The organism is Actinomyces oris (assembly GCF_001553935.1).
GTDB classification, from domain to species: Bacteria; Actinomycetota; Actinomycetes; order Actinomycetales; family Actinomycetaceae; genus Actinomyces; species Actinomyces oris_A.
In genome coordinates, this window is record NZ_CP014232.1 from 863,367 (window position 1) to 885,376 (window position 22,010).

The window sequence follows — 22,010 nt, forward strand, 5'->3', positions numbered from 1 at the left end:
CGTGGGTTCTTCTCGCGATCAGGCTGAGCGCCCGAACGAGGAAGTCTTTCGTTGACGCAGTGCCAGCAGGCCGGCGCCGGTGATGGCCGCGATTCCGACGGCGATGTTCATACCGATTCCGCGTCCGCCGGACAGAGGCAGGGTGCCGATCTGGAGGTCTCGGACGGTGATGGTGTCGTCGGACTTGCTGGCCCCGCTGCGCGAGACCGTCAGGGCCGAGCCGCCGGGAGTGGCGGTGATGAGCTCGATGCCCGTGTCGGTCACCTTGAAGCGGGCCGGCTTGGCCATGAGCTGGTGCCCGGCGGGAGCCTTGGTCTCCACCAGCCAGTACTCGCGGTTGATGGCCAGTCCCGTGGTGGTGAAGGTTCCGGTTCCCTTGCCGCCGGTGAAGGTCACGCCGTCGGTCAGGGGCTTGGCACCCGGGGTGGAGGGGTCCATCGGGTAGAGGTCGAAGGCCGCGTCATCCAGGGGGCCCTGGCTGCCGGTCTTGACGATCGACAGGATGCGCTTGCCGGCATTGGGCGAGACGTTGGCGCAGGCCACGTCGTGATCGGGCCGGGTGTCGGAGTCCTTGCCCGTCTGAGGCACGACCTTGTTGTAGAGGCCGTGGCCGGGAACGAGGCGCCCCTTGTCCGTGGTGCAGGCCAGCAGCTCATCGCTGTATCCGGTGACCGACGGGTCGATCTTCACTGTGAAGGTGACGGTGTAGCGGATCGTCAGGCCCGAGTAGAGGGTCTCGTTGTCGGACAGGCGGTAGGAGCCGTCGGCCTGGGCGTTGACCGTCCGGGTCGGTCCCATCTCGCGCTGCACCTTGACCAGAGTCGGGTTGAGCCCGGGGGCGAAGGAGGGCTTGTCGTTGATCGGTCCGGTGGACACCGACAGCGATCCCTCGTTGACCACGCTCACGGTGTAGACGACGTCGAAGGTCGAGCCGTTGCCCGGCTGGGTGGTGACCTCCTTGGAGAACTTCAGCTTGCCGTCGGTGGACAGGCAGCCGTGGTTGTTCCCCTCGCCGTCGGTGTCGCCTTCCATGGCGATGGTGTTGACCAGGCCGGAGGGCTTGCCGTCGGCGCGCTGGTGACCGCACTGGAAGTCGGACTCGTTGTAGCCCGGGGTGTTCTCGCGAACGGTGAAGGTCATCTGCATCGTGAAGGTACGGCTGCCACCGTCGGCCCCGGCCCGGGGAGCGGCGGCGAGGCTCTCGCCGGTACCGCCCTTGATGAGGGTGATCGAGCCGTTGAGGGTTCCGTTGGCAGGGTTGATGGCGGGCAGGGTGACGCCCTGGGCGTCGACTCCCTTCTCCAGGACCTTGATCCGGCTCAGGCGGGTGCCGGTGGGCATCTGCGGGGTGTCGGTGAGGTCGGCGGCCACCGGGCTGGCGACCAGCGAGGTGTTGGTGACCGTCACCGTGTAGCTGGAGGTGAAGGTGCCATCACTGTTGCGGACCACGTCGAGCGGGGTCTTGGAGGCCTTGAACTGGGGGTTGGCGGGCAGGGTGCCGCAGGCCGCGGCCTCCTTGGGCTGCCCGTCGCCCTTGGTGGTCACCGAGGCCTTGTTGTAGATGGCCTTGCCCTGACCGACGGCGCCCGGGGTGCAGGTTCCCTGGATGCCGGGCAGTCCGGCGTCGGGTCCGGAGACGTTGAGCACCACCGTGTAGATGTGCTTCTGGCCCGCGGGCAGGGAGATGCCGGTCTTGACGTAGGGCACGCCGGCCTGAGGCGTCTCGGTGCCGGTGATGGCGCCGCCGGAGATGCTGACCTTGTGGACGGTGACCCCGGTGGGGACCTGCCAGGCGTCATTGAGGTCGTAGGTGAGGCCCGCCTTGGCGGAGGGGTTGGTCACCGTGATGGTGTAGGTCTGGTCGAAGGTGGTGCGACCGTTGACCTTCTCGGTGCTCTTGGCGACCTTGGCGAAGGTCTTGTCGATACCGGCGTGCGGGACGACGGAGTTGACGACCTTGATCCGCACGGCGCCCTGCGAGGAGTCGGGCACGGTGAAGGTGACACCGCCGGCGTTGCCGTTGGTCGGGGCCACGGCGGTGGAGGCGAGCTCCCGCTCCTGGTTGCCCGGGTTGGTGACCACCTTGAAGGCGGCCGGGTCCTTCCAGCTGACGCTTCCGCCGGCGGAGGTTCCGGGCTGCTTGAGTCCCCTGGCGTCACGAGCATCCTCGGTGACGGTGCAGGTGGCGCCCACGCGCTGGGCGGGCAGGTTCGCGGCATTGCCCTGGGCGTCCACCGTGATCTTGCCGGTGGAGGCACCCTTGCCGTCGGGACCCGGGGTGCAGGTGTAGCTCAGGGAGTAGGAGCCGGCCGTGGCGGCGTCGGAGGCTCCCTCAACGCTCTTGACCGCACTGACGGGGGTCTGCTGGGGCTTCTGGTGCACGACGCAGGTGACGTTCTTGCCCTCGCCCAGCACGAACTTGTTGTCCGCGCTGACGGGCACGTTGCTGCCGTCGTCGTTGGTGCAGACCCAGGGGCCGTTCTGCGAGTACCCATCGGGGCCGTTGCCCGAGGACAGGCCGTAGGTGCCGCCGGCGGTGTAGACCTTGCTGACGGCGGGCGTGCCGCTGGCACCGGTGATGGTCTTCTGCCCGAAGAGCCCATCGGTGGCGGGCTTGGCGGTCAAGGTCCACTGCTCGGGCCTGGCGCTGCCGCCGTCGACGATGTTGACGAGGGTGACGCGCCCACGGCCGACGACGTACTCGTTGTGCCAGACGCACTTGACGGCGACCTCGTCCTGGCGCTCGGCCAGCTGGGTCTCATCGAGGCGGATGGTGCGCTGGTCGAGGTTCACGGAGTCGGACTTGTCCAGGCGGGTGGTTCCGTCACGGCGCAGCAGCGGGGCGGCGCCGTTACTCACCGTGCAGCTGACGTCGCGCAGGAACCAGCCGGTGGTCCAGACGTCACCAGTCGTCCGGTCGACGGCGGCCTGCGGGGTGGTGCCGGCCTCCTGCACCGTGGCGGCGTCGTTGGGGGCCAGCAGGGTGTAGCTCTTGGGGTCGACGTCCTCACCGCCCCAGGTGGGGGTCAGGGACTTGGGGGTCCCCCAGTTCTTGGCGCCGAAGGTCCCTTCCGGTGAGACATTGACGTAGTCGAAGGTGGGGATCGTCAACGATCCTTGAACCGATGAGTCCGCCTTGACGTCCTTGGCGAAGGTCACCGGGCGCTCCTGCTCGATCGAGCCGTAGAGGCAGCCGTAGGAGACGGCCCGCTCACGGGTGACGAAGCGGTCCTCCAGCTGGGAGGCCTCCTCCTTCTCCATATCGGCGCGGCACTGCTGGTTGTTTCCGTTGTTGACGAATCCCCACAGCTTGAGCTTGTACTTGATGCCGGTGTTGGGGTCCGTCCAGGCGGTGTCGGAGCGGTCGGACTTGATGTCGAGGATGTCGTCGGCGCAGCTGCGCCCGTTCTTGTCAGTGAAGTCCTGCGTCATGGAGCCGTTGAACCAGGCCAGGGAGCCGTTCTTGTACATGTAGGTGTAGGTGGACCCGTCGTAACGGCCAACCCTCCCGTTCCGGTCATAGGCGTATTGCGTCCTCACCGACTGCTGGTCAGTGCCGTAGTCGCCGATGATGAGCTTGCCGTTCGAGTCGAGCTTCCCGGTGCACGTGTTGATCGTGTCGAACTCGGTCCACGGGAAGTCGACCTGAATCGTCTGGGCGGTGTTGATATTGAAGCTGCCGTAGTAGGTGGTGCCCTTCGCCTGGGAGGGGTTGGTCACGGCGCTGTCATCGGAGTAGATCGGACTGTTGACGTGGCGCATCCGCCCCACGAGGAAGACGTTTCCGGCCTTGACACTCGTGGTGTTGGAGGGCTGGAAACCCAGCGAGGTCTGCACATCGCCCGGCTCGCCTTGGTAGTAGGTGGGGCAGGGCCCCTCGTCCACCTTGCGTCCATAACCGACCGCCGCATACTGGCCGCTGCTGCCGTGAACATAGTCAGTCCAATAGTTGTTGTAGCCCGGCGTGTAGCGAGTGCAAGCACGCGAGTAGGCCCACTCCCACGGGTAGGAGTTGTAGCCGGCTCCGTTCACCGTGTCGTACACCCGATCAACCGTGTCAACGGTGCGCACGTAGGAGATCTGCACCGAGGTGTCCCCCAGGGGAATGGTGAGGTCACTGGTGGAGGCGTCCGCGGGAGGCGCCGTCCACGGGAGCGACACCATGGTCACCAGGACGACCGCAAGAGAACCGACCACTGCAAAGAATCTGCGCAGTAGTCCTTCACGCCCGCACTGCGGGCGACGTGATGACTGGGACATGCCGATGGATTCCGATCATGAGGGATGGGTGCGCGGGGAGCGCACGACAACTGTGACTGCCGAGGAATGTAGGTCATCCGACCTCTTCCCCAACACCTCAGAATCGGCTCACGGGGCAACAATCGCGCATCATTGCACGCGGCCACCACTTTCCCTTGAAATGACGCGGAACAGCGTGGGTTTCAGTTGTATCTCATTGATGACGGAAGCGTCACGACAATAGAGGAAAGACAACAACAAACCCGCAACTATCTCAGAAAGGAATCATATCCACCGGACGTTCGCCGTCATTTGTTTCCCTCAAATCCCCATTCTGCCTGTCGTCACTTTCCTGGACGCAGGAATCCTGTGGTCAGGAGATGACGGGTCGCCTCAACCATCTCCGCGCGCAGCGCGGCCGCATCGGCTGCGTTCAGCCCACTGAGAGCGGCGACCGCCGAGGCGACCTGCCCGACGCTCAGCTCGCCGTCGGCCACCCCGGCCAGGGCGGCCACCGCCGTGGAGGCCTGCAGCGTGCGCCCCAGCCCTCCGCCCTGACGCAGCAGGATGACCGTGGGCTCGGCGGCACCCGGAATGAGGTGGCGCTCCTCGGTGACGTCGGGGGCCAGGAGCGGGCGCAGGTCGGCGACGGCCTCGTCGTCGAGGCCGGCGAGGCGCTCGCGCACCTCCAGCACCTCGGCGACATGCGGCCCCAGGACCCCTTGACCGGAGGTGGTCACCTCCTCCAGGAGGCGCCAGGGCTCGCGGGGGCTCTGGGGACGGTGGACGATGAGGTAGCCGAAGCCGACGCCCCGCACGTCGCGGGCCTCGAAGTCATCGATCCACGCCTCCAGGGCTGAGTCGAAGGCCTGGAGGTCGCGCTCGGGGGTCAGGCCGCCGTCGCGCAGCCACATGGTGGCGTACTCCACCGGGTCCTGAAGCTCGCGCTCAAGGATCCAGGCGTCGAGCCCCTCGGGGAGCCAGGCGGCCACGGCGTCGCGCCACGAGCCGGCGCCACGATGCTCCCAGTTGCCGAGCATGACGGCGGTGGCGCCGGGTTCGAGGTGCTCGCCGAGCCCGGCGACGAGCCCCGGCAGGATGGGGCCGCCGGCGTCGCGGTACTCCATGAGGGGCAGGCCGGCCTCGCGCACCGCCGGCGGAGTGAGGACGAAGGGCGGGTTGGAGGCGATGAGGTCGAAGCGGCGGCCGGCCACCGGCTCCAGGAGGGAGCCACGCAGGAGCTCCAGGTGGCCGGCGTTGGAACCGGACTCGGAGGCGGCGTCGGCCTCTGAGTCGAGGCCGGAACTGGGGGCGATGTCGGAGCCGGCGCCTGGAGCACCGGTGACGCTCACGCCGGCCAGGGCCGCGTTGAAGGCGGTGAAGGCCAGGGCGCGCGCGGAAATGTCGGTGGCCACCACGTGCTCGGCGTGACGCAGCAGGTAGAGGGTCTGGATGCCGCAGCCGCAGCCCAGGTCCAGGGCGGTGCCCACCCGTGTGCGCGGGGTCAGGCCCGCCAGGGTGAGGCCGGCGCCGCCGACGCCCAGGACGTGATCGGGGGCCAGGGCCCGGCCGGTGACGAGCTCGCCCAGGTCGGAGGCCACCCACCAGCGGACCTCACCGGCGTCGTCGATGGCCTCGTGGGGGCGCAGGTCGACCAGGGCACGGACGCACCCGGCCCCGTCGGGCTCGCCGACCAGGCCGATGGCGGTGGCGCCCGCCGCTGTCGTGCGAGGCAGGGCGGCGTCGAGAGCGGAGGCGGGGACCGGCTCACCGAGCATGAACAGGGCGGTCAGGACGGCCACGGGCGAGGGGACGGGCCCGGCGGCCAGGGCGGCACGCACGGCTCGCAGGGCGGGCAGGCGGATCTCGCGGCGCAGGGCGGCGTCGGCGACCTCCCCCAGGAGGGCGGCCACCGCCTCCACGCCCCAGCCTGAGTCGGCCAGGTCCGCCCGCAGGCTCGCCGCCTGCTCGGGCGTGGCCGCCGGAGGCGGGAAGGAGGAGGACTCAGAGGCGGACCGGGCGCTCGCAGGGCTCATGGAACCGACCGTAACGCGGGGCGCCACTCATCTCCGGAGCCCCGCCGCACGGGAGAGCGCCGGGGTGCACGGGGCTCCCCACCGGCTCACAGGAGACGGGCGGCGAGCTCGGCGTACTGGCGGGTCCTGACCTCGACGTCGTCGATGTAGCTGATGAGCATGACCTCCTCGGTGCCGTGGTTCTCGGCGAAGGAGGACAGGGCCTGGGCGACCTCGTCGTAGGTGCCCACGATGATGGCGGTGTCGCGCTCGAGGTAGCGTTCGACCTCGGCGCGGTAGGCGGCATCGAGAGTGGCCGGATCACGGAAGCGCATGGGGCGGCCGGTGCGCAGGCTGAAGCGGGCGTCGGCGGCCACGAGGGCCTGCTCACGGGCCTCCTCGCGGGTGGCGGCGGCGCTGACGCACAGGGCGGAGAGGGTCTGGCCCCCGTGGATGGAGCCGCGGCCGGACCCCTCGGGGAGGTGGGCGCGGTAGTGGTTCATGATCTCGACCTGCTGGTGGCCGGTGAAGAACTGGGCGTAGGCGTAGTTGAGGTCGTGGACGCCGGCCCAGGCGGCCGACTGCCCCGAGGAGCCCAGGAGCCAGACCTCCGGCATCTGGGCCGGGAGGGGGTGGACCTCGACGGAGGCGTAGGGGTGGGTGGCGGGAAGCTCGTCGCGCAGGAGGGCGACCGTCTCCTCGATGAGGGTGTTGATGGCGTCGGGGTCGATGACGCGGCCCTGGTTGAGGGCTGCGGCCGCGCGCATGTCCCCGCCGGGGGCGCGGCCCAGGCCCATGTCGACGCGACCGGGGTGGAGGGTGGCCAGGGTGGCGAAGCGCTCGGCCATCTGGAGCGAGCCGTAGTGCATGGCCATGACGCCGCCCGAGCCCACCCGGATACGGTTGGTGGCGTCCAGGATGTGCATCATGAGCAGGTCGGGCGCCGAGGACAGGAAGGATCCCGTGTTGTGGTGCTCAGCCAGCCAGAGGCGGTGGTAGCCGGACTCCTCCAGGCCGCGTCCCAGGTGGACGAGGTCCTCCAGGGTGCGGCGAACGTCCCCCCCTCGAAGAGAGGGACCTGCTCGAGGACGCTGATCCGGCTGAGACGAGTACTCATGGCTTCTCCTGACCTGGTTGCGCGGGCGTGCGGCGACAGTGTGACAACACCGCCGGGCGGCGATTCATTCCGACGGGGAGCACTGTCTGGTGGAGGCACTCAGCCGCCGGGCTCCGACAGCCGGGATCGGACGGCGTCACCACAGCGTCACCAGATAAGGTATACCTTCTTAAAAATAGGACACGGCTTAGTTGCACCTATGACCCTGTCCCCTTACGGTTGGACCGACGGAGCCGCCCCGCGCCGGCCCCACCCGGGCCGGCGCGGGCCAGCGCAGACCCGCACCAACTCGCACCGCGATTCGCATCTTTCAGGAGGCACCCATGGCCGTTCTCACCATCGGAGACCAGTTCCCCGCCTACGAGCTCACCGCCGTCGTTCCCGGCAACCTCAAGGAGGTTGAGGCCAGCAAGCCCGAGGACTACTTCACCACCGTCTCCTCGCAGGTCCCCGCCGGCACCTGGCGCGTCGTCTTCTTCTGGCCCAAGGACTTCACCTTCGTGTGCCCCACCGAGATCGCCGCCTTCGGCGACCTCTACCAGGACTTCAAGGACCGCGACTGCGAGGTCGTGGGCGTCTCGGTGGACAACGAGTACACCCACTACGCCTGGCGCCGCAGCCACGACAAGCTCCAGGACCTGCCCTTCCCCATGGCCAGCGACCTCAACCGCGAGCTCACCGAGGCCCTGGGCATCAAGCGCGCCACCGGTGAGGCCGACCGCGCCACCTTCATCATCGACCCCCACAACGTCATCCAGTCGGTCTCCGTGACCGCCGACTCCGTGGGCCGCAACACCGAGGAGATCCTGCGCCAGCTCGACGCCCTCCAGTCCGACGAGCTGTGCGCCTGCAACTGGCAGGCCGGCGCCGCCACCATCGACGCCCTGGGCCAGATGGGCTGACGGGCCCCGCCCCAGCCCCTGACCTCGCCATCTCCACGACGACGAAACGAGAACACATGAGCATCGACAACCTGCGCTCCGCCCTGCCCGAGTGGGCCAAGGACCTCTCCCTGAACCTGTCCACCCTGTCCCGCTCCTCCTCGCTGACCGAGCAGCAGCAGTGGGGCACCTTCGTGGCCGCGGCCGCCGCGACCCGCAACGAGTCCGTGCTGGTCCAGGTCATGGAGGACGCCCGCACCCACCTGTCCGAGGAGGCCATCAACGCCGCCCTGGGCGCCGCCTCCATCATGGCGATGAACAACGTCGCCTACCGCACGCGCCACTTCCTGGGCTCGGCCTACGAGAACGAGCGCATGGGCCTGCGCATGAACATCATCAGCACCTCCGGCGGTGTGGACAAGGTCGACTTCGAGCTGTGGAGCCTGGCCGTGTCCACCATCAACGGCTGCGAGAAGTGCGTGACCGCCCACGAGGCCACGGTGCGCGGCGAGGGCCTGAGCACCGAGCAGGTCTGGGAGGCCGTGCGCATCGCCGCCACCCTGACCGGCGTGGCCCAGGCGGTCGGCGTCGTCGAGACCCTCGACTGACCCGATCACCACGATCACGACGGCGGCCGCCGGCTCCCCTCAGGGGGACCGGCGGCCGCCGTCTTATCAGCGTATCTGCGCTGTATCTGCGCCCTGTATCGACGCCTCGGTGCCGCTCAGCTGCGGGGGTCGGCGTCGATGGCGCCCTGGGTGTCGTTGAAGATCAGGTTGGAGATCTCGACCTGGACCGTCTCGACGTGGGGGACGTCGTGCAGTAGGAGCGGGTCATCGGCGGAGGTCTGCAGGGCCAGCGTGCCGCAGCCGAAGAAACGGTCGGTGACGTCCTTGTCCATCTGGATGTCGGAGATCCGGGTCAGGGGCAGGTCGTGGCCGACACGGCTGATGATGCCGGAGCGGGTGATGATGCGCTTGGTGGTGATGGTGTAGGTGTGCATGTACCACTGCAGCCATGGCAGGAGCAGCAGGGGGACGCTCACGACGAGGATCACCACCCAGATCGCCACGATGCCCCAGGGCTGCCAGGTGGTGGGGGCCATGACCGAGGCGACGACGCCGACCACGAGCAGGAGGATCTCGACGACGAACCGCCACAGGAGGACCTTGATGTGGGTGTGCATGTGCCGCACCACGACCTCGTCGCGGCTCAGCAGCTTCTTCGACAGTGCCATGCCCCCATCGTGCCAGGCTGCCGGGGGTTCGCGCACCCAAGAGGGCAGGAGTACCCGCTTGAGCGTGCCTCGGGCGGGCGTCGTCACCCACTGAGCATGCTCATGCCGACCGAGGCGACGACTGGCGCGATCCCCAGGATGACGAAGGCTGGCAGGTGGCAGGCGCCCAGCGGCAGGACCAGGCGCACCGCGAGGCGCTCGGCGGCCTCCTCGTCGCGGGCGTGCCGCCCCGCGCGCAGGCTCGCCGCCGTCGCCGCCAGGAGGGCGGCCGGTGAGGCCCCGTCCTCCCAGCCGGGGCGCAGGCAGGACTCCAGGCGGGAGCGCCGTGCCCTCCACCGATCGTCCTCGGGAGCCTGCCAGGCATCCTCCCACGGGGCGCCCAGCAGCAGGGCCCGCCCCACGACCCCAAGCCCCTCCTCCTCCAGAGCCTCCCCTAAGGCGGTGAGTACCCCGGGCACCGAGGCTCCGGCGCTCAGGGCGGCGGAGGCCAGGTCCAGGACCAGGGCCTCATCGACGACGTCGCCCTCCGCCGTCGCGGCGCGGACGAGACGCCTGGTCACCAGGTGCCCCACCACCATGAGCCCGATCCCCAGCGCCCCCACGGCGCTGCCGAGACCGCCGTCGAGCAGGAGGGAGGCGGGGTCGGCGCCCACGAGCATCCCCAGCCCCAGGCCGACCACGGGCAGGCACGCCAGGAGCCGGGCAGTGGTGCGGGGCCCGGCCAGGGCGGCACGGCGGGAGGCCTCGGCGCGACCGGACTCGGCCACCCCACCGGCCACGGTCTGGAGGATGTCGGCCAGGGGCGCTCCCAAAGCGGTCGACAGGCGGCAGGAGGCGACGGCGCCCGGCACTCCGGCGGCGGTGGCCCGCCTCTGCCGGGCCCGCCGGCCGCGCGGGGGCGGGTGCCAGCGCAGGCGCCCCTTGCTCCATCGGGGCAGCCACGAGTCGTGCTGGAGGTCCGCGAGCGCGCGCAGCACGGGCGGGACGCCGTCCTCGTCGGGCTCGGCGCCCTCGGTGAGGCCGGCACGCCCGCAGGCGCGCGTCCAGGCCCGCTGCGGGGTCGCGCCGGCGCGCAGGAGGCTGGCGACCTCGGTGAGCAGCAGCCCGAGGTCCGGTTCTGGTGCCCCGGTGCGTCGGGAGTGCAGCGCGTCGAGCGCCGCCTGCCGCATCGTCGGGCGTGCCTGGGCCGCGGGGGTGCCCGTGGTCCAGCCGCGGGGCAGGTCGCGGCGGGCCGGCAGCAGGAGCACGGCGGCGGCCAGGGCGACCAGGACCGCCGCGATCCAGGCGCCCGGCACCGGGCCTCCCGCCGTCCCACCCACCAGCCCGGCCAGGCGGGCTGCCGGGGGTGGGATCGCGGCCGTGCCCGTCACGCAGGCCACGCCCACCCAGCTGGTCACACCCGTCATACCGATCTCCTCTCCCCCGCCCCGGGCAGTCCGTCAAGGCCGGTGCGGGCCAGGGCCTGTGGGCCGATCAGCTCCCGCAACGCTGATACGGCCGGGCCGGGTCTGAGTCGGCCGTCGCCCGTCACGTGCAGGGCCTCCTCGCAGATGAGAACCGCTCCGGCCGGGCTTACCCCGCGCCGCAGCACGCCGATGGAGGCGACGTACCGGCGTGCCCCGGTGGTGCCGGCCTGCCGGCGCAGGTGGACGACGGCGTCGAGGGCGCTGGCCGCCTGGGCGGCGACAGCCGCCTCGTCGAGTCCCGCGAGGGCCCCCAGGGCGGTCAGGCGGGCAGGGACGTCGGCGGGAGAGTTGGCGTGGAGGGTGGCCCAGCCGCCCTCGTGGCCGGTGTTGAGGGCGGTGAGGACATCGCGCACCTCGGGGCCTCGGCACTCTCCCAGGACGATCCGGTCGGGCCGCATGCGCAGGGCGGTGCGCACCAGGGAGGTCATGGCGACCGCCCCGACTCCCTGGACGTTGGCGCCGCGCTCCTGGAGGTGGACGACGTGGGGGTGGCGGGGGCGCAGCTCGCTGGCCTCCTCGATGCACACGATGCGCTCGGTGGCCGGGACGAGTGAGAGCAGGGCGGCCAGGAGAGTGGTCTTGCCGGTACCGGTGGCGCCGGTGACCAGGCAGCTGGCGCGGCCGGCCACCAGGGCGGCCAGGACCTCGTCCAGGCCGGGAGCGATCGTGCCGGCGGCGGTCAGCTCGTCCAAGGTGAAGCCGCGGCGGCGCTTGGTGCGCAGACTGATGAGAGTGCCATCGGCGCTCAGGGGCGGCAGCACCGCGTTGAGTCGGGTGCCGTCGGGCAGAGTGGCGTCGACGACGGGGCAGGCGTCGTCGAGGCGCTTATGCGCGGAGGCGGCCATGCGCACGGCCAGGGCCCGCACCTCGGGCTCATCCATGGCGGCTGCGGGGACCGGTTCGAGGCCGCGCCCCCGGTCGATCCAGGTGCGCCCGTCGCTGACGAGGACGTCGGTGACGCCCTCGGTCTCGATGAGGGGCTGGAGGATCGGCCCGGCGCCGTCGACGTCGGCGCGCACCCTCTGGCCCAGGCGCGCCATCCCCACCTGTCCGGTGGCGGGGGCGGCGGCATCGTTGAGGGCCTCCTCCAGACCCACGCCGCGAGCCAGGGCGCTGCGGACACGGGCGAGCTCGGGGCCGTCTGCCCCACCCCCGCCGGAGGCACCCGGCTGACCGGGACTCACCGGGACCATGACTGCCTCCTGGACTGATCGCCTGACTGATTCACTGACTGGCTCGTTGGCCGGCTCGCCGACTGATTCGCCAACTGGTTCGTTGTGCGGGTCTCCGACGCTGCGGCGTCGGCGAGCCGGGGCAGCAGCTCGCGGGCCAGGGCGCTCGCGGCGCGCCGGAGGGCCGAGCGGGCCCGCACCGGGTCCTCCCCGAGGGCCAGCCGCTTGGCCAGGACCCGGTCGGTGGGCACCTGCCCCAGGACCGGGCAGCCGGTGATGAGCTCGAGGTCCTCGGCGAGGACGTCCTCACCCACCTGGCGCGCCACGAGCCAGACCGGCACCCCAGCAGCGGCGTCGGCGGCCGCGGCGGCTTCAGCATCGGCGGCCACGACAGCGGCGGGCGCCGTGCCCCGCAGTCGCGAGGCGATGCTCTCGGCGGCGACGGCCGAGCGCAGGTCGAGCCCGGTGACGATAAGGACCCCGGCGCCCGGCGGCGGGGACGCCCCGCGGGGCAGGTCCACCAGCACGACGTCATGCTCGGCCCGCATGGCCTCCAGGACCGCCGCCGCGCACGGCAGGGGGCCTCCGCGCACATCCCCGGTGAGGACCGGCATGGCGTGCCACACGGGCAGGGCCCCGACGAGGTGGCCGGGCCGGAAGGCCGACTCCTCGGCCGGCAGGTCCGCCCAGCGCAGCCCGGTCAAGACGCTCTGCCCGCACAGGAGGTCCAGGCCGCCGGTGGGGTCGAGGTCCATCATCGCCACCCGTCTGCCCGCGCGGCCCAGCGCCCACGCCAGGTGCAGCAACAGGACGCTGGCCCCCAGGCCCCCGCGGGCGCCGGTGACGGCCAGGACCTGTGCGGCACGACGTCCGCGGCCACTCCCGACGGGGGCGGACGCCCACAGCGGCTCCGACGCTGGTTCCGGCGGTGACTCCGACAGTGAGCAGCCCGAGCGTGCCCATCCCTGGCTCGTCCCCCTCTCCCCCGTCTGTGTCTCACCACCGGGATGCACAGGCCGGCCGGCGGAGGGCCTCAGGGGAGGGAAGGAGACGTCCCGGCCGTCCCACACCTGCGATCCTCCCATCACCCCCGAGGCCGGGGCCTCCTCCCCAGGCTCCTGCACCGCCTCCTCCCCGAGCCCCTCCAGTGCCGGGATAGTCAGCGTCTGCTCCGACTGCTCCCACTGGCCCGGCTGTCCCCTGCGGCGCCCCGCTGGAACAGGCGCCTGCCTCACAGGCATCTCCACCGGCATCGCCCTCTCCTTTCGGTTCCCTCACTGTCTCCCCGGTCCTGCCCAAGGCCGGCCGTTGCCACGACCGTTGCCACAGCCGCCTCCCGGCTCCCCGGCCGCTACCCCGCGAGTGGTACGGCGGTACTGCGGCGCCGCCGCCGGCGGCTCTCCACCAGGGTGCGGGCCCGCCCGCGGCTGCGCTCGGCGGCGTCGTCGGCCCTGTGGAGACGGGATGCAGAATCCGACCTGTGGCCCCGCGCCCACCGCGTCCCACCGCGCCCCACCGCGGCCCGGGACCGCCCCGGACCGCCCAGCACGGCAGCCCCGGCGACGGCGCAGGCAACCGCAGGGCTCACACACCTGACACCGGAGCTCCCCTCGTGGTGAGATGGGTCCATGAGCGCGCAGGACCGCGCAAGCGACCTCTCCCGACTGCCAGCGGCGTCACCGGTGACGGCATCGTCCGCCCCACCGGCTGCGCCGGCGCGCCCCCCTGCCGGTCCGTCCCCCACCGGGCACCGAGCGGCGGCCTACTTCGACCTGGACAAGACGATCCTGGCGACGTCGTCGACCTGGGCGCTGGGCACCCCGATGCGGCGCAGCGGCCTCATCTCCTCCCGCGCCCTGGCCTACGGGCTCATCGCCCAGATCCCCTACCTCCTGGTGGGCGCCGGCACCCAGCGCTCCAGCACCCTCATGGAGCACCTGGCCCTCATGTCCGCCGGCATCAGCCGCCGGGACCTGATGGAGGTCGTCGAGGGCGCCCTGACCACGGCGATCGAGCCGGCCGTCTACGCCGAGGCCCTCGACCTCATTGAGGGCCACCGTCGGGCCGGGCACGACGTCGTGGTGGTCTCGGCCTCCATCTCCGAGATGGTCGCCCCCATCGCCCGCCTCGTCGGGGCCGACCGGGCGGTGGCCACCCACATGGAGGTCGGTGAGGACGGCCTGTTCACCGGGCGCATCTCCCGCTCCATGCTGCACTCGGAGAAGGTGGTGGCGCTGCACGAGGACGCCGCCGCCCACGGCATCGACCCGGCCCGGTGCTGGGCCTACTCCGACTCCATTTCCGATGAGCCGATGCTCAGCGCCGTCGGCCATCCGGTCGCCGTCAACCCCGATAGGGACCTGCGGCGCCTGGCGCAGGAGCGGGACTGGCCGGTGCGCGACTTCGCCCGCCCGGTACGGCTGCGGCCGCGCTGGGAGCCCCCGAGCCTGTCGACCCGGGCCTCGGTCATCGCCCACGTCGCCGGCGTGCTGGCCGTCGGGGGCACCGCCGCCTGCCTTGTTGCCCAACGTAGCCCGCGCGGCAGCTGAGTCCTCCGGCCGGGCCCCGAGCTGAGCTCAAGCAGGGTTCGCCCCGGGGCTCATCCGGCCCGCCAGGTGCCGGCCTGCACCGCCCGGCACAGGCGCTGGGCCTCCTGTACCCCCGCGAGCACCGCCTCGGCCTGCCACACCACCCAGGCCACCACCCCGTCCATGGTGCCCGAGGCGTAGGCCCCGGCGGCCTCGGCGTAGGCCGCCGGCACCCGCCCGGGGTAGAGGTCGGTGACCGCCGTACCGGTCGGCTCGAGCCCGTCACGCACCAGGAGGTGACGCACGAGCAGGCGCCCCACGGCGGCGTTCCCGGCGGTGAAGGGGCGGGCGGTCAGCATCTCGGCGTGCACGATGGCCGCCCGCACCAGCGCCGGCGCCTGCGGCGTCTCGATGAGATCGACCAGTCCCGCCAGCCTCGCCACCAGTTCCTCGCCCTGCGGCGCGGCCCCAGGACCGCCCTCGCGGGCATGCACCTGCCGGGCCCGCGGCACTCCGACCTCCCCCAGGCCCAACCGGCCGCCCGCCGCCAGGGGACCGACGACGTCGCGGTGCAGCGCCGCCAGCAGCGAGCGCGCCGAGGGCGCCACCGGCCGACCTCGCCCCACCAGGTCCGGCATCCAGCTCACCAGGCGGGTCCCGGCGCGCCACAGCCCGGCCACGGCGTCCAGGCCCGGGTCCCCTGTGGCGGCCTGGGTGAGGGAGCCGGCGGCCACCTGCTCGCGCAGCACCTCGGCGGAGACCACGGCGCCCTCGACGCCGCCCGAGGCGATGGCGCCCCGGATCGCGGCCTCGGCGCGGGCCTCACGCCATCGGCGCCGCAGGGCCTCGTTCCAGCGCAGCTCGGAGCAGGCCTCACGCACTGCGTCCTCAGCGGCGCGCACCCGCTCGTCGGCGGCCACGGCCCTGAGCGCCTCCAGCGCCGGATCCCCGGGCGTGGGGGCGCCGTCGGTGGCCGCCCCGGCCCGCGCACCTGCGCCGACCCCACCAATATTCAACCCCTCGGTCAACACGCCGGTCCGGCTCTCCGCGCCCCACGCTGCGGGCCTCTTCGGCCCACCGGGCTCCGAGGGCCCGATCCCCACAGACATTCGCACCACACCCCCACTGTGACACACCGCGGTCACTGCCGACCACAGGCGCCCTCAGGCACCCCTGGCCCCGTATCCCGAGGAAACCAGCACAAGGCGAGCGCACCCCCTAGACTCGATCAGGTGACTGACTCCCCCTCCCACTACGCCCCGGGCTCCGGCCCGCCACCCGCGACCCCTGGCGCATCGGGGCGGCCACCGCGCAGTCGCCGCCCCGACTACGTGCTCACCGCCGCCGTCGGAGTCCTCTTCGCCCTGGGTGCCTCCGCCCTCCTGGGCCTGGCCGCCGACCAGACCTCGATCCTGCGCACCGGCCTGCTGCTCGGCACCCTCCTGCTGCTGTCCTCAGCCGCCGCCGTCCTGTTCGCCAGCCGTTCCTCGCTGGGCGCGCTCGCCACCGGGCTGACCGCGTTGACCGCCCAGTCGATGGTCTTCCTGGCTCCTATTCACGCGGCCTCCTTGACTGAGCCCTGGCTTCAGCACCTCGTCAGCACCGGTTTCATGCTCGTCCTGGCGGGCCTGTGGCTGGGCGGGTCCTGGGGGATGCGCCTGGCACGCCGCGCCGGCCAGGCCCAGGGGCACGCCGCCTTCCGCCTCACCGAGGCCGACCGGACCGTGGGTACCACTCCGACGCCGCCGCCCTCACGCCGTCGCGATCACCTCCTGTCCCTGCCCTGGGTCATCGCCGGACTGGCGCTGACGGCCTATCTGTTGCCGCGCGCCTACCTGCATGCAGTCGCCCCCGGCGTCCAGACCGGGCCACTGCTGCTGGCAGCCGTCCTCATCTCCCTCCTGGCCCTGGCCGCGGCCGGCGCCTCGACGTCGCGTTCCACCCTCGGTGCGCGCGTCATCGGCCCGGTTCTTGTTCTTGCCGCGGTGCCCGCGCTCAGTAACGATATGATCCCTGGCGGCCATCTGGTCTCCAGGCTCCTGCCGAACGGCCCGAACGCCGTCGTGCTCGCCGCCATCGGCATCGAGCTCATGGCGATCGGCTGGGGAGTACATGTGGCTCGCCGGCAGGGCCGTGCCAACGCGCTGGCCAGGCTGCGCTCCGCCGCCTGAGGGCCCCATGCCCGACTCCGCGTCCCGGAGTTGACCGGTCCCTTCCGGTATCCCCGCCCCTACTACTACCGTGTGCATGCGTAAGGAGACCTCGTGAGCACCGACAACACAGACCGCACCGCACCGCAGGCACCCGTCGCCTCCGATGACGTCGCCCCGGCCTCTGAGGCGGCCCCGACGCCCACCGCACGGACAGCGGCCACGGACGCCCGCTCGGGAGAGGCGACGGTCAACCTGGTCGATGAGGGTCTCGTCTCGGCCTCCCTCGCGAGCCTCGCCAGCAAGGTCACCCAGGTCTCTCCATCCGCCTCCCCCACGCCCCGGGCGACGGCGGCCCAGGACGGCGAGGCCGGTGCGGTCAGTGCTGCCGCCGGCGCCGATGTGGACCAGACGACCGATGACGCAGCCCACGACTGGGCCAACGAGCAGGACGCGGCCGATGACGACGAGGCCGACACCCTCAACCTCCGCGAGCACGCGTCCTTCCCCGGCGCCGCCGGGAGCCGGGCCGCCGAGGCGGAGTCGGCCGTCGGGCCCGCTGCAGCCGCCGACGTGCCGCCGTCGATTCCTCCGTCGTCGGAGCCCGGCGAGGTCGAGGAGGAGCCCGCGCCGGTCACCGACACCGCCCCGGTCTCCGTGGAGACCGCAACCGAGCCGGCGGCCCCCGAGGTCGTCGACGCCTCGCAGGCCCGTGCCGAGACCGCTGAGGACGCCGCCTCCCGGGTCTCCGTACAGGCTGTGACTCCTGAGCCCGCCCGCGCCGAGGAGCCTCAGGGCGCCGGGGCCACCGCCGCAGTCGCTCCGGCAGCCACCGCAGCCACCACCAACAGCACGACCAGCAGCACGACCAGCACAGCCAGCACAGCGGCAGTCCTCAGCAGCTCCGCCGGCTCCGCCCCGGAGGCGCCCTCACCCGTTTTGGCGGACGATGGGGACGATGAGGATGAGGCCCCGGCAGTGAGCGCCGAGTCCACCCGTCAGCAGGACGGTGCACCGGACACCTGGCCAGTCAACCGGCCGACCAGCCAGCCGACCACAGCGTCCGCCGAGGCGCCCGCGACAGCAGCGGCCGCGGACAGTCACGGACGCTTGCCCGCGGCCGACACCGCCGATGCCCCCGATGCCGCCGCGGCGCCGCAGAGCCTCATCGAGGCTGAGGACTTCGAGGACTTTGAGGACTTTGACGAGCTCGAGGACTTCGAGGACTCGTCGCAGTCGGAGCAGCCGGCCGGGGCCGATGACCTCGACACCCCTGAGGCGCAGGCCGACCTCACCCCCGCGACCCCGGCGATCCCCACGCCCGCGACCGGCTCCCCTGCCGTGAGGGCCGTGCCCGTCTCGGTGGCCACCGGCGCCGCCCGCGCCGCGAACGAGACCGCGGGCGCCACCCCGCAGACCCCCTCCGCCGCGACCGGCACCGCGGATGCCGCCGTCGGCGTGGACGACACTGACGACTCCACCATCGACAGCCTCGACGACATCTCCGACGACTTCGCGGACTTCGACGGCGACATCGACGGCGAGCTCGACGCGGAAGACGTCGAGACCGGCGAGGCCGAGCGGGTGGCCGGAGCCGGCGAGGAGTCCGAGGAGTCCGAGGACGATGCTCAGAACGTGACCGAGAACGTTGCCGAGGAAGTTGCGCAGCCGGCAGCCGCCTCGACACCCACCTCAGCATCTGTCTCGACGGCCGCCGCTCAGCCCTGGACGCCGGTTCCACCGGCCTCCGGCTCCCAGACGTTTGCCAGCACGGCCGAGGCAGCCGACGTCGATGACCGTGAGGAGGGTGATGGCGATGAGGGCGCCGCTGAGACCGACGACGGCTTCGCGCCCGTTGAGGCCCCCGCCGTCTCAGCGGCCTTCGCGGCTCCCGCCGCGCCGTCGGCGACCGTGACGACACCGGCCGCCCCGTCAGCGGACTCGCCGGAGCCCGCCTCATCGAGCCGGTCCGAGTTCGAGCCGCAGGTGCCGGCGTCGGCGCCGTCAGCGACCTCGGGGCCATCGGTGGCCGCTTCGACGTCACCGGCCGAGCCGGAGGCGGCAGCGCCGGTGAACGCCGACGCGGACAACCGCCCCTCGGCCCCGTCCTGGCCGGCGACCCCCGCGGCCCAGCTGGCCCGGACGGGCTCCGCGGCCAGCGCCTCCTCGGCGCGTTCCTCCGAGTCGCCGACCTCCACCCGCCCCGCTTTCTCCGCCGGCGCCCCGGCTCCCGCCCCGTCAACGGAGGGGATGGGGGCAGCGCCCCGAACCGCCTCCTCCCCGTACATCGGGCTCTCCGACCTCCGCCCGGAGGCCCCCGCCGACGCGCCGGCCCCCGCCCCAGCGGGAACGACGCCGCAGTCCGAGTGGGCGCCGTCAACCCAGCAGACCCCGTCAACCCAGCCGGTCCCCGCCTCCGCGGACACCCGGGACTACCACCCGACACCGACAGCCTCGCCGTCGGCTCCCTCCCCGCAGCAGACGCCCGACTGGTTCGCAGCCACCCCCACCGGGCGGGGCCTGTCCGCGAGCGCCGACGCCGGGGAGAGCGACGACCCGGAGGAGCGCGGCCGCTCGCGGGCCCGGCAGGCCGCCATGGCCATGACCGGTGCCGACGAGGACGACGACTCCATCCTCCTCAAGGGCGCCAGCGTGCTGAGCGCCCCGGGCTCGCGCGTCGAGACCCACTGGGCCGGAGTGCTCGTCGCCGTCGTCCTGTTCCCCCTGGCCTGGTTCCTCGTGCACGACGGCGCCGCCACCCTGACCGGCGGCAACCCCTCGGCCTGGCCCTCGGCCGCCTCCCCCATGGGTGCGCTGGAGATCCTGGGTGGGACCGCGGCCTGCGCCGCCGCCCTGTTCATGATCTCGCGCTCCTCGCTGGGGGCCTTCGTCGTCGGCGCCCTCAGCACCGTCATCGGCCTGCCCTTCATCCTCATGCCGGGGGTCACCAAGTCGATCCTGGGGCCCACGGTCGATCGGCTCCAGGCCCACTCCGACCTGGGTAAGGCCCTGTCCACCTACGTCATGGACGACGGCCTCTCGGGCCGCTTCATCCTCATGGGCGTGCTCACGATCATGGTCGCCGTGGTCGGCCACCTGGCGCGGCGGGCCGGGCAGCGCAAGGTGGACGACGGTCGCGGCCCGCGTGACTGAGCCCAACGCAGCCCCGCCGTCTGCCGGGACGGAAGAGGCAGGAGCGCCGTCGGCTCGGCGGATGCAGACCCTCACCGATGCGGCCCGGGACGCGGTGCCCATCGTCGTGGGATACGTGACGCTGGGGCTGGCGGCCGGGATGCTGCTGGTCGCCGAGGGACTGGCCTGGTGGTGGGCGCCGGTGTGGAGCCTGGTCATCTACTCCGGGACCATGCAGATGCTGCTGGTGCCGCTGGCCGGTGGCGGCGAGCCGCTGGCGGCCATCGCCCTGTCCACCGGTTTCGTCTCGGGCCGGCACGTCTTCTACGGGCTGGGCTTCCCCCTGGAGCGGGTGCGGGGCAGGGCGCTCACGCGCCTCTACGCCGTCCACGCGATCACCGACGAGGTCTACGCGCTGCTGGCAGCGCGCGACCGGCGGGCCATGAGTGGGCGCTACCTGGTGGGCGTGGAGGCGATCAGCCACGCCTCCTGGGTGTCGGGCACGACCGTCGGGGCACTGGCCGGCACCGCGCTGGCCTCCGCGGTGGGTGAGCGCATCGAGCTGCTCGGTTTCGTGCTCACCTCCCTATTCGTGGTCCTGGCCATCGAGAACTGGCGCAATCACCCCGATATCGGGGTGCTGTGCGTAGGGCTGGTGGCCGGCGGGGTCGGCCTGGCGATCGGTGGTTCGGCGGCACTACTGACCGCTCTGGTGATCCTCGCCGTCGGCCTGGTGGGGCTGTACGCCTGGCGCGGCCGCCGCCCCGGGGCGAGCGCGCCGACGTCGAGGCGGGGGGACAGCTGATGCTCACCAACCCGCAGATCGCGGTCGCCGTCGTGGTCGTCGCCGTCATCACCTTCGTGTGCCGGATCGTGCCCTTCGCGCTGCTGCGCGGACGTCAGGACAGTGCACTGCTGGCCTTCCTGTCCCGGGCGATGCCGCTGGGGGTCATGATCGTCCTGGTGGCCTACACGCTGGGTGGGGTGAGCCTGTCGCCGTCGAGCTGGCTGCCGGCCGCCGCCGGGATCGGGGCGACGGCGGGCCTGCACCTGTGGCGGCGCTCCATCGGGCTGTCGCTCATCGGCGGCACCGGCGTGTACGTGGCCCTCAGCCTCCTGCTGGGCTGACTCGCCGCGGCCGGTGGCCGGCCATGTAGAAGACGATGAGGGCCACGTAGGTGACCACGCTCAGCCAGGCGCTGACCAGTCCCAGCAGCACGGCCAGTGAGTAGAGCCACGGTCCCATCGCGAAGCGCCGGGTCATGGAGCGCACCTCCGCCTCGGAGACCCCTGCTCGCAGGCGGCCGCGGTCCCGGATGGAGGCCCGCCACAAGGCGTTGAAGAACAACCCACCGACCACCATGACCATCCCGTAGAAGACGGCACCCGTGCGCTCGTCGTGGCCGGACTCCAGGGACCGGGTGAGGACCGAGGTGGCGAAGGGCAGGAAGGCGACGTCGAGCAGGAGGAAGAGGTTGCAGATGAGCATCCACTGGTCGACGCTGCGCACCCGCACGAAGATGGCGTGATGGTTGAGCCAGACCTGCCCCACCAGGAGGAAGCTGAGGACGAAGCCCAGGTAGCTGGGCCACAGGGAGGCCAGGGAGTGCAGGAGGCTCCCGCCGCCGTCGGGCAGCTTGATCTCCAGGCTCAGCAGGGTGATCGCGATGGCGATGACCCCGTCGCTGAAGGCCTCCAGGCGTCCGGGTGAGACGGGCGCCGACTCCTCCTCCCCTTGTGCGCCGCCGGCCCCAGCGGCCGTCCCCTCCTCGGGGGCCGGGTCAGTAGCCGGGCCTGAGACCTCGACATCCGCATGCGCACAGCCGCACGAGTCAGTGCGGATCCCCTCGGCGAGGTCGTTGGCAGGGCCGTCAGCCGAGTCATGGTGGCGCTGGGCAGTCATGCCTTCTCCTTCCCTCCGCGGACAGGGACATTCTGCGCCGTCGGGGACATTCCGGCACCCGCGGGGACACTCGACGCCGCCGGGGACCGAATTCCAGTCCCCCAACGCGCGCCCTGTCCCCGCCCGAGACAACACGCACCCAGCCGCGCAGAATGTCCCCGGCGGGCGCC

General features: G+C 72.1%; 15 protein-coding genes and 1 pseudogene. 7 read left to right on the forward strand and 9 right to left on the reverse strand.

Annotated elements, in window-relative coordinates; all coding sequences use genetic code 11:
• Positions 1-18 precede the first annotated feature (18 nt).
• From AXE84_RS03690 to AXE84_RS03700, 3 genes and pseudogenes are all read right to left on the reverse strand, one after another.
• Positions 19-4,197, reverse strand: coding sequence for a SpaA isopeptide-forming pilin-related protein (locus tag AXE84_RS03690; RefSeq protein ID WP_236750128.1), 4,179 nt, complete (start codon positions 4,195-4,197; stop codon positions 19-21).
• Positions 4,198-4,583: 386 nt separating this feature from the next.
• Positions 4,584-6,275, reverse strand: a complete 1,692-nt coding sequence (locus AXE84_RS03695; protein WP_060956890.1) for a DUF7059 domain-containing protein — start codon at positions 6,273-6,275, stop codon at positions 4,584-4,586.
• 86 nt (positions 6,276-6,361) lie between these two features.
• Positions 6,362-7,371 (reverse strand): annotated as a pseudogene (locus AXE84_RS03700) (MsnO8 family LLM class oxidoreductase).
• A 323-nt stretch (positions 7,372-7,694) separates the two neighbouring features.
• Here AXE84_RS03700 and AXE84_RS03705 point away from each other — a divergent pair.
• Positions 7,695-8,273, forward strand: a complete 579-nt coding sequence (locus AXE84_RS03705) for a peroxiredoxin (protein ID WP_009747315.1) — start codon at positions 7,695-7,697, stop codon at positions 8,271-8,273.
• A 56-nt stretch (positions 8,274-8,329) separates the two neighbouring features.
• Complete coding sequence (locus AXE84_RS03710) at positions 8,330-8,860, forward strand: carboxymuconolactone decarboxylase family protein (RefSeq protein WP_009405795.1); 531 nt, start codon at positions 8,330-8,332, stop codon at positions 8,858-8,860.
• Between the two features lie 116 nt (positions 8,861-8,976).
• Here AXE84_RS03710 and AXE84_RS03715 read toward each other — a convergent pair whose 3' ends face one another.
• The 4 genes from AXE84_RS03715 to AXE84_RS03730 form a co-directional block, all read right to left on the reverse strand.
• Complete coding sequence (locus AXE84_RS03715; protein ID WP_060956891.1) at positions 8,977-9,489, reverse strand: PH domain-containing protein; 513 nt, start codon at positions 9,487-9,489, stop codon at positions 8,977-8,979.
• Positions 9,490-9,572: 83 nt separating this feature from the next.
• Positions 9,573-10,895: a type II secretion system F family protein gene (locus AXE84_RS13195; protein ID WP_236750129.1), complete on the reverse strand. Its 1,323-nt coding sequence runs from the start codon at positions 10,893-10,895 to the stop codon at positions 9,573-9,575.
• Positions 10,892-12,148, reverse strand: a complete 1,257-nt coding sequence (locus AXE84_RS03725; RefSeq protein WP_081093050.1) for a TadA family conjugal transfer-associated ATPase — start codon at positions 12,146-12,148, stop codon at positions 10,892-10,894. The genes AXE84_RS13195 and AXE84_RS03725 overlap by 4 nt, the downstream gene beginning before the upstream one ends.
• Entirely contained in the window at positions 12,136-13,380 is a 1,245-nt protein-coding gene (locus AXE84_RS03730; RefSeq protein ID WP_060956892.1) for a cellulose synthase operon protein YhjQ/BcsQ, read from the reverse strand. The genes AXE84_RS03725 and AXE84_RS03730 overlap by 13 nt, the downstream gene beginning before the upstream one ends.
• 375 nt (positions 13,381-13,755) lie before the next feature.
• On the opposite strand from AXE84_RS03730, the gene AXE84_RS03735 reads away from it, so the two are divergent.
• Positions 13,756-14,676: an HAD family hydrolase gene (locus tag AXE84_RS03735; protein WP_060956893.1), complete on the forward strand. Its 921-nt coding sequence runs from the start codon at positions 13,756-13,758 to the stop codon at positions 14,674-14,676.
• Between the two features lie 50 nt (positions 14,677-14,726).
• Here AXE84_RS03735 and AXE84_RS03740 read toward each other — a convergent pair whose 3' ends face one another.
• Positions 14,727-15,686: a Fic family protein gene (locus AXE84_RS03740; RefSeq protein WP_060956894.1), complete on the reverse strand. Its 960-nt coding sequence runs from the start codon at positions 15,684-15,686 to the stop codon at positions 14,727-14,729.
• Between the two features lie 201 nt (positions 15,687-15,887).
• On the opposite strand from AXE84_RS03740, the gene AXE84_RS03745 reads away from it, so the two are divergent.
• The 4 genes from AXE84_RS03745 to AXE84_RS03760 all read left to right on the forward strand — a co-directional run bounded on the left by AXE84_RS03745 (position 15,888) and on the right by AXE84_RS03760 (position 21,065).
• Complete coding sequence (locus tag AXE84_RS03745) at positions 15,888-16,826, forward strand: hypothetical protein (RefSeq protein ID WP_236592868.1); 939 nt, start codon at positions 15,888-15,890, stop codon at positions 16,824-16,826.
• A gap of 93 nt (positions 16,827-16,919) precedes the next feature.
• Positions 16,920-19,958 carry a hypothetical protein gene (locus tag AXE84_RS13200; protein WP_236750131.1) on the forward strand — a complete coding sequence of 1,013 codons (3,039 nt, stop codon included), beginning with the start codon at positions 16,920-16,922 and terminating at the stop codon, positions 19,956-19,958.
• A 61-nt stretch (positions 19,959-20,019) separates the two neighbouring features.
• Complete coding sequence (locus AXE84_RS03755) at positions 20,020-20,742, forward strand: AzlC family ABC transporter permease (protein ID WP_060956896.1); 723 nt, start codon at positions 20,020-20,022, stop codon at positions 20,740-20,742.
• Complete coding sequence (locus tag AXE84_RS03760) at positions 20,742-21,065, forward strand: branched-chain amino acid transporter permease (RefSeq protein ID WP_060956897.1); 324 nt, start codon at positions 20,742-20,744, stop codon at positions 21,063-21,065. The genes AXE84_RS03755 and AXE84_RS03760 overlap by 1 nt, the downstream gene beginning before the upstream one ends.
• On the opposite strand, the gene AXE84_RS03765 is transcribed toward AXE84_RS03760, so the two are convergent.
• Positions 21,046-21,840 (reverse strand): TMEM175 family protein, encoded by a 795-nt coding sequence (locus tag AXE84_RS03765; RefSeq protein ID WP_060956898.1) that lies wholly within the window; start codon positions 21,838-21,840, stop codon positions 21,046-21,048. The genes AXE84_RS03760 and AXE84_RS03765 overlap by 20 nt on opposite strands.
• Between the last annotated feature and the right edge of the window lie 170 nt (positions 21,841-22,010).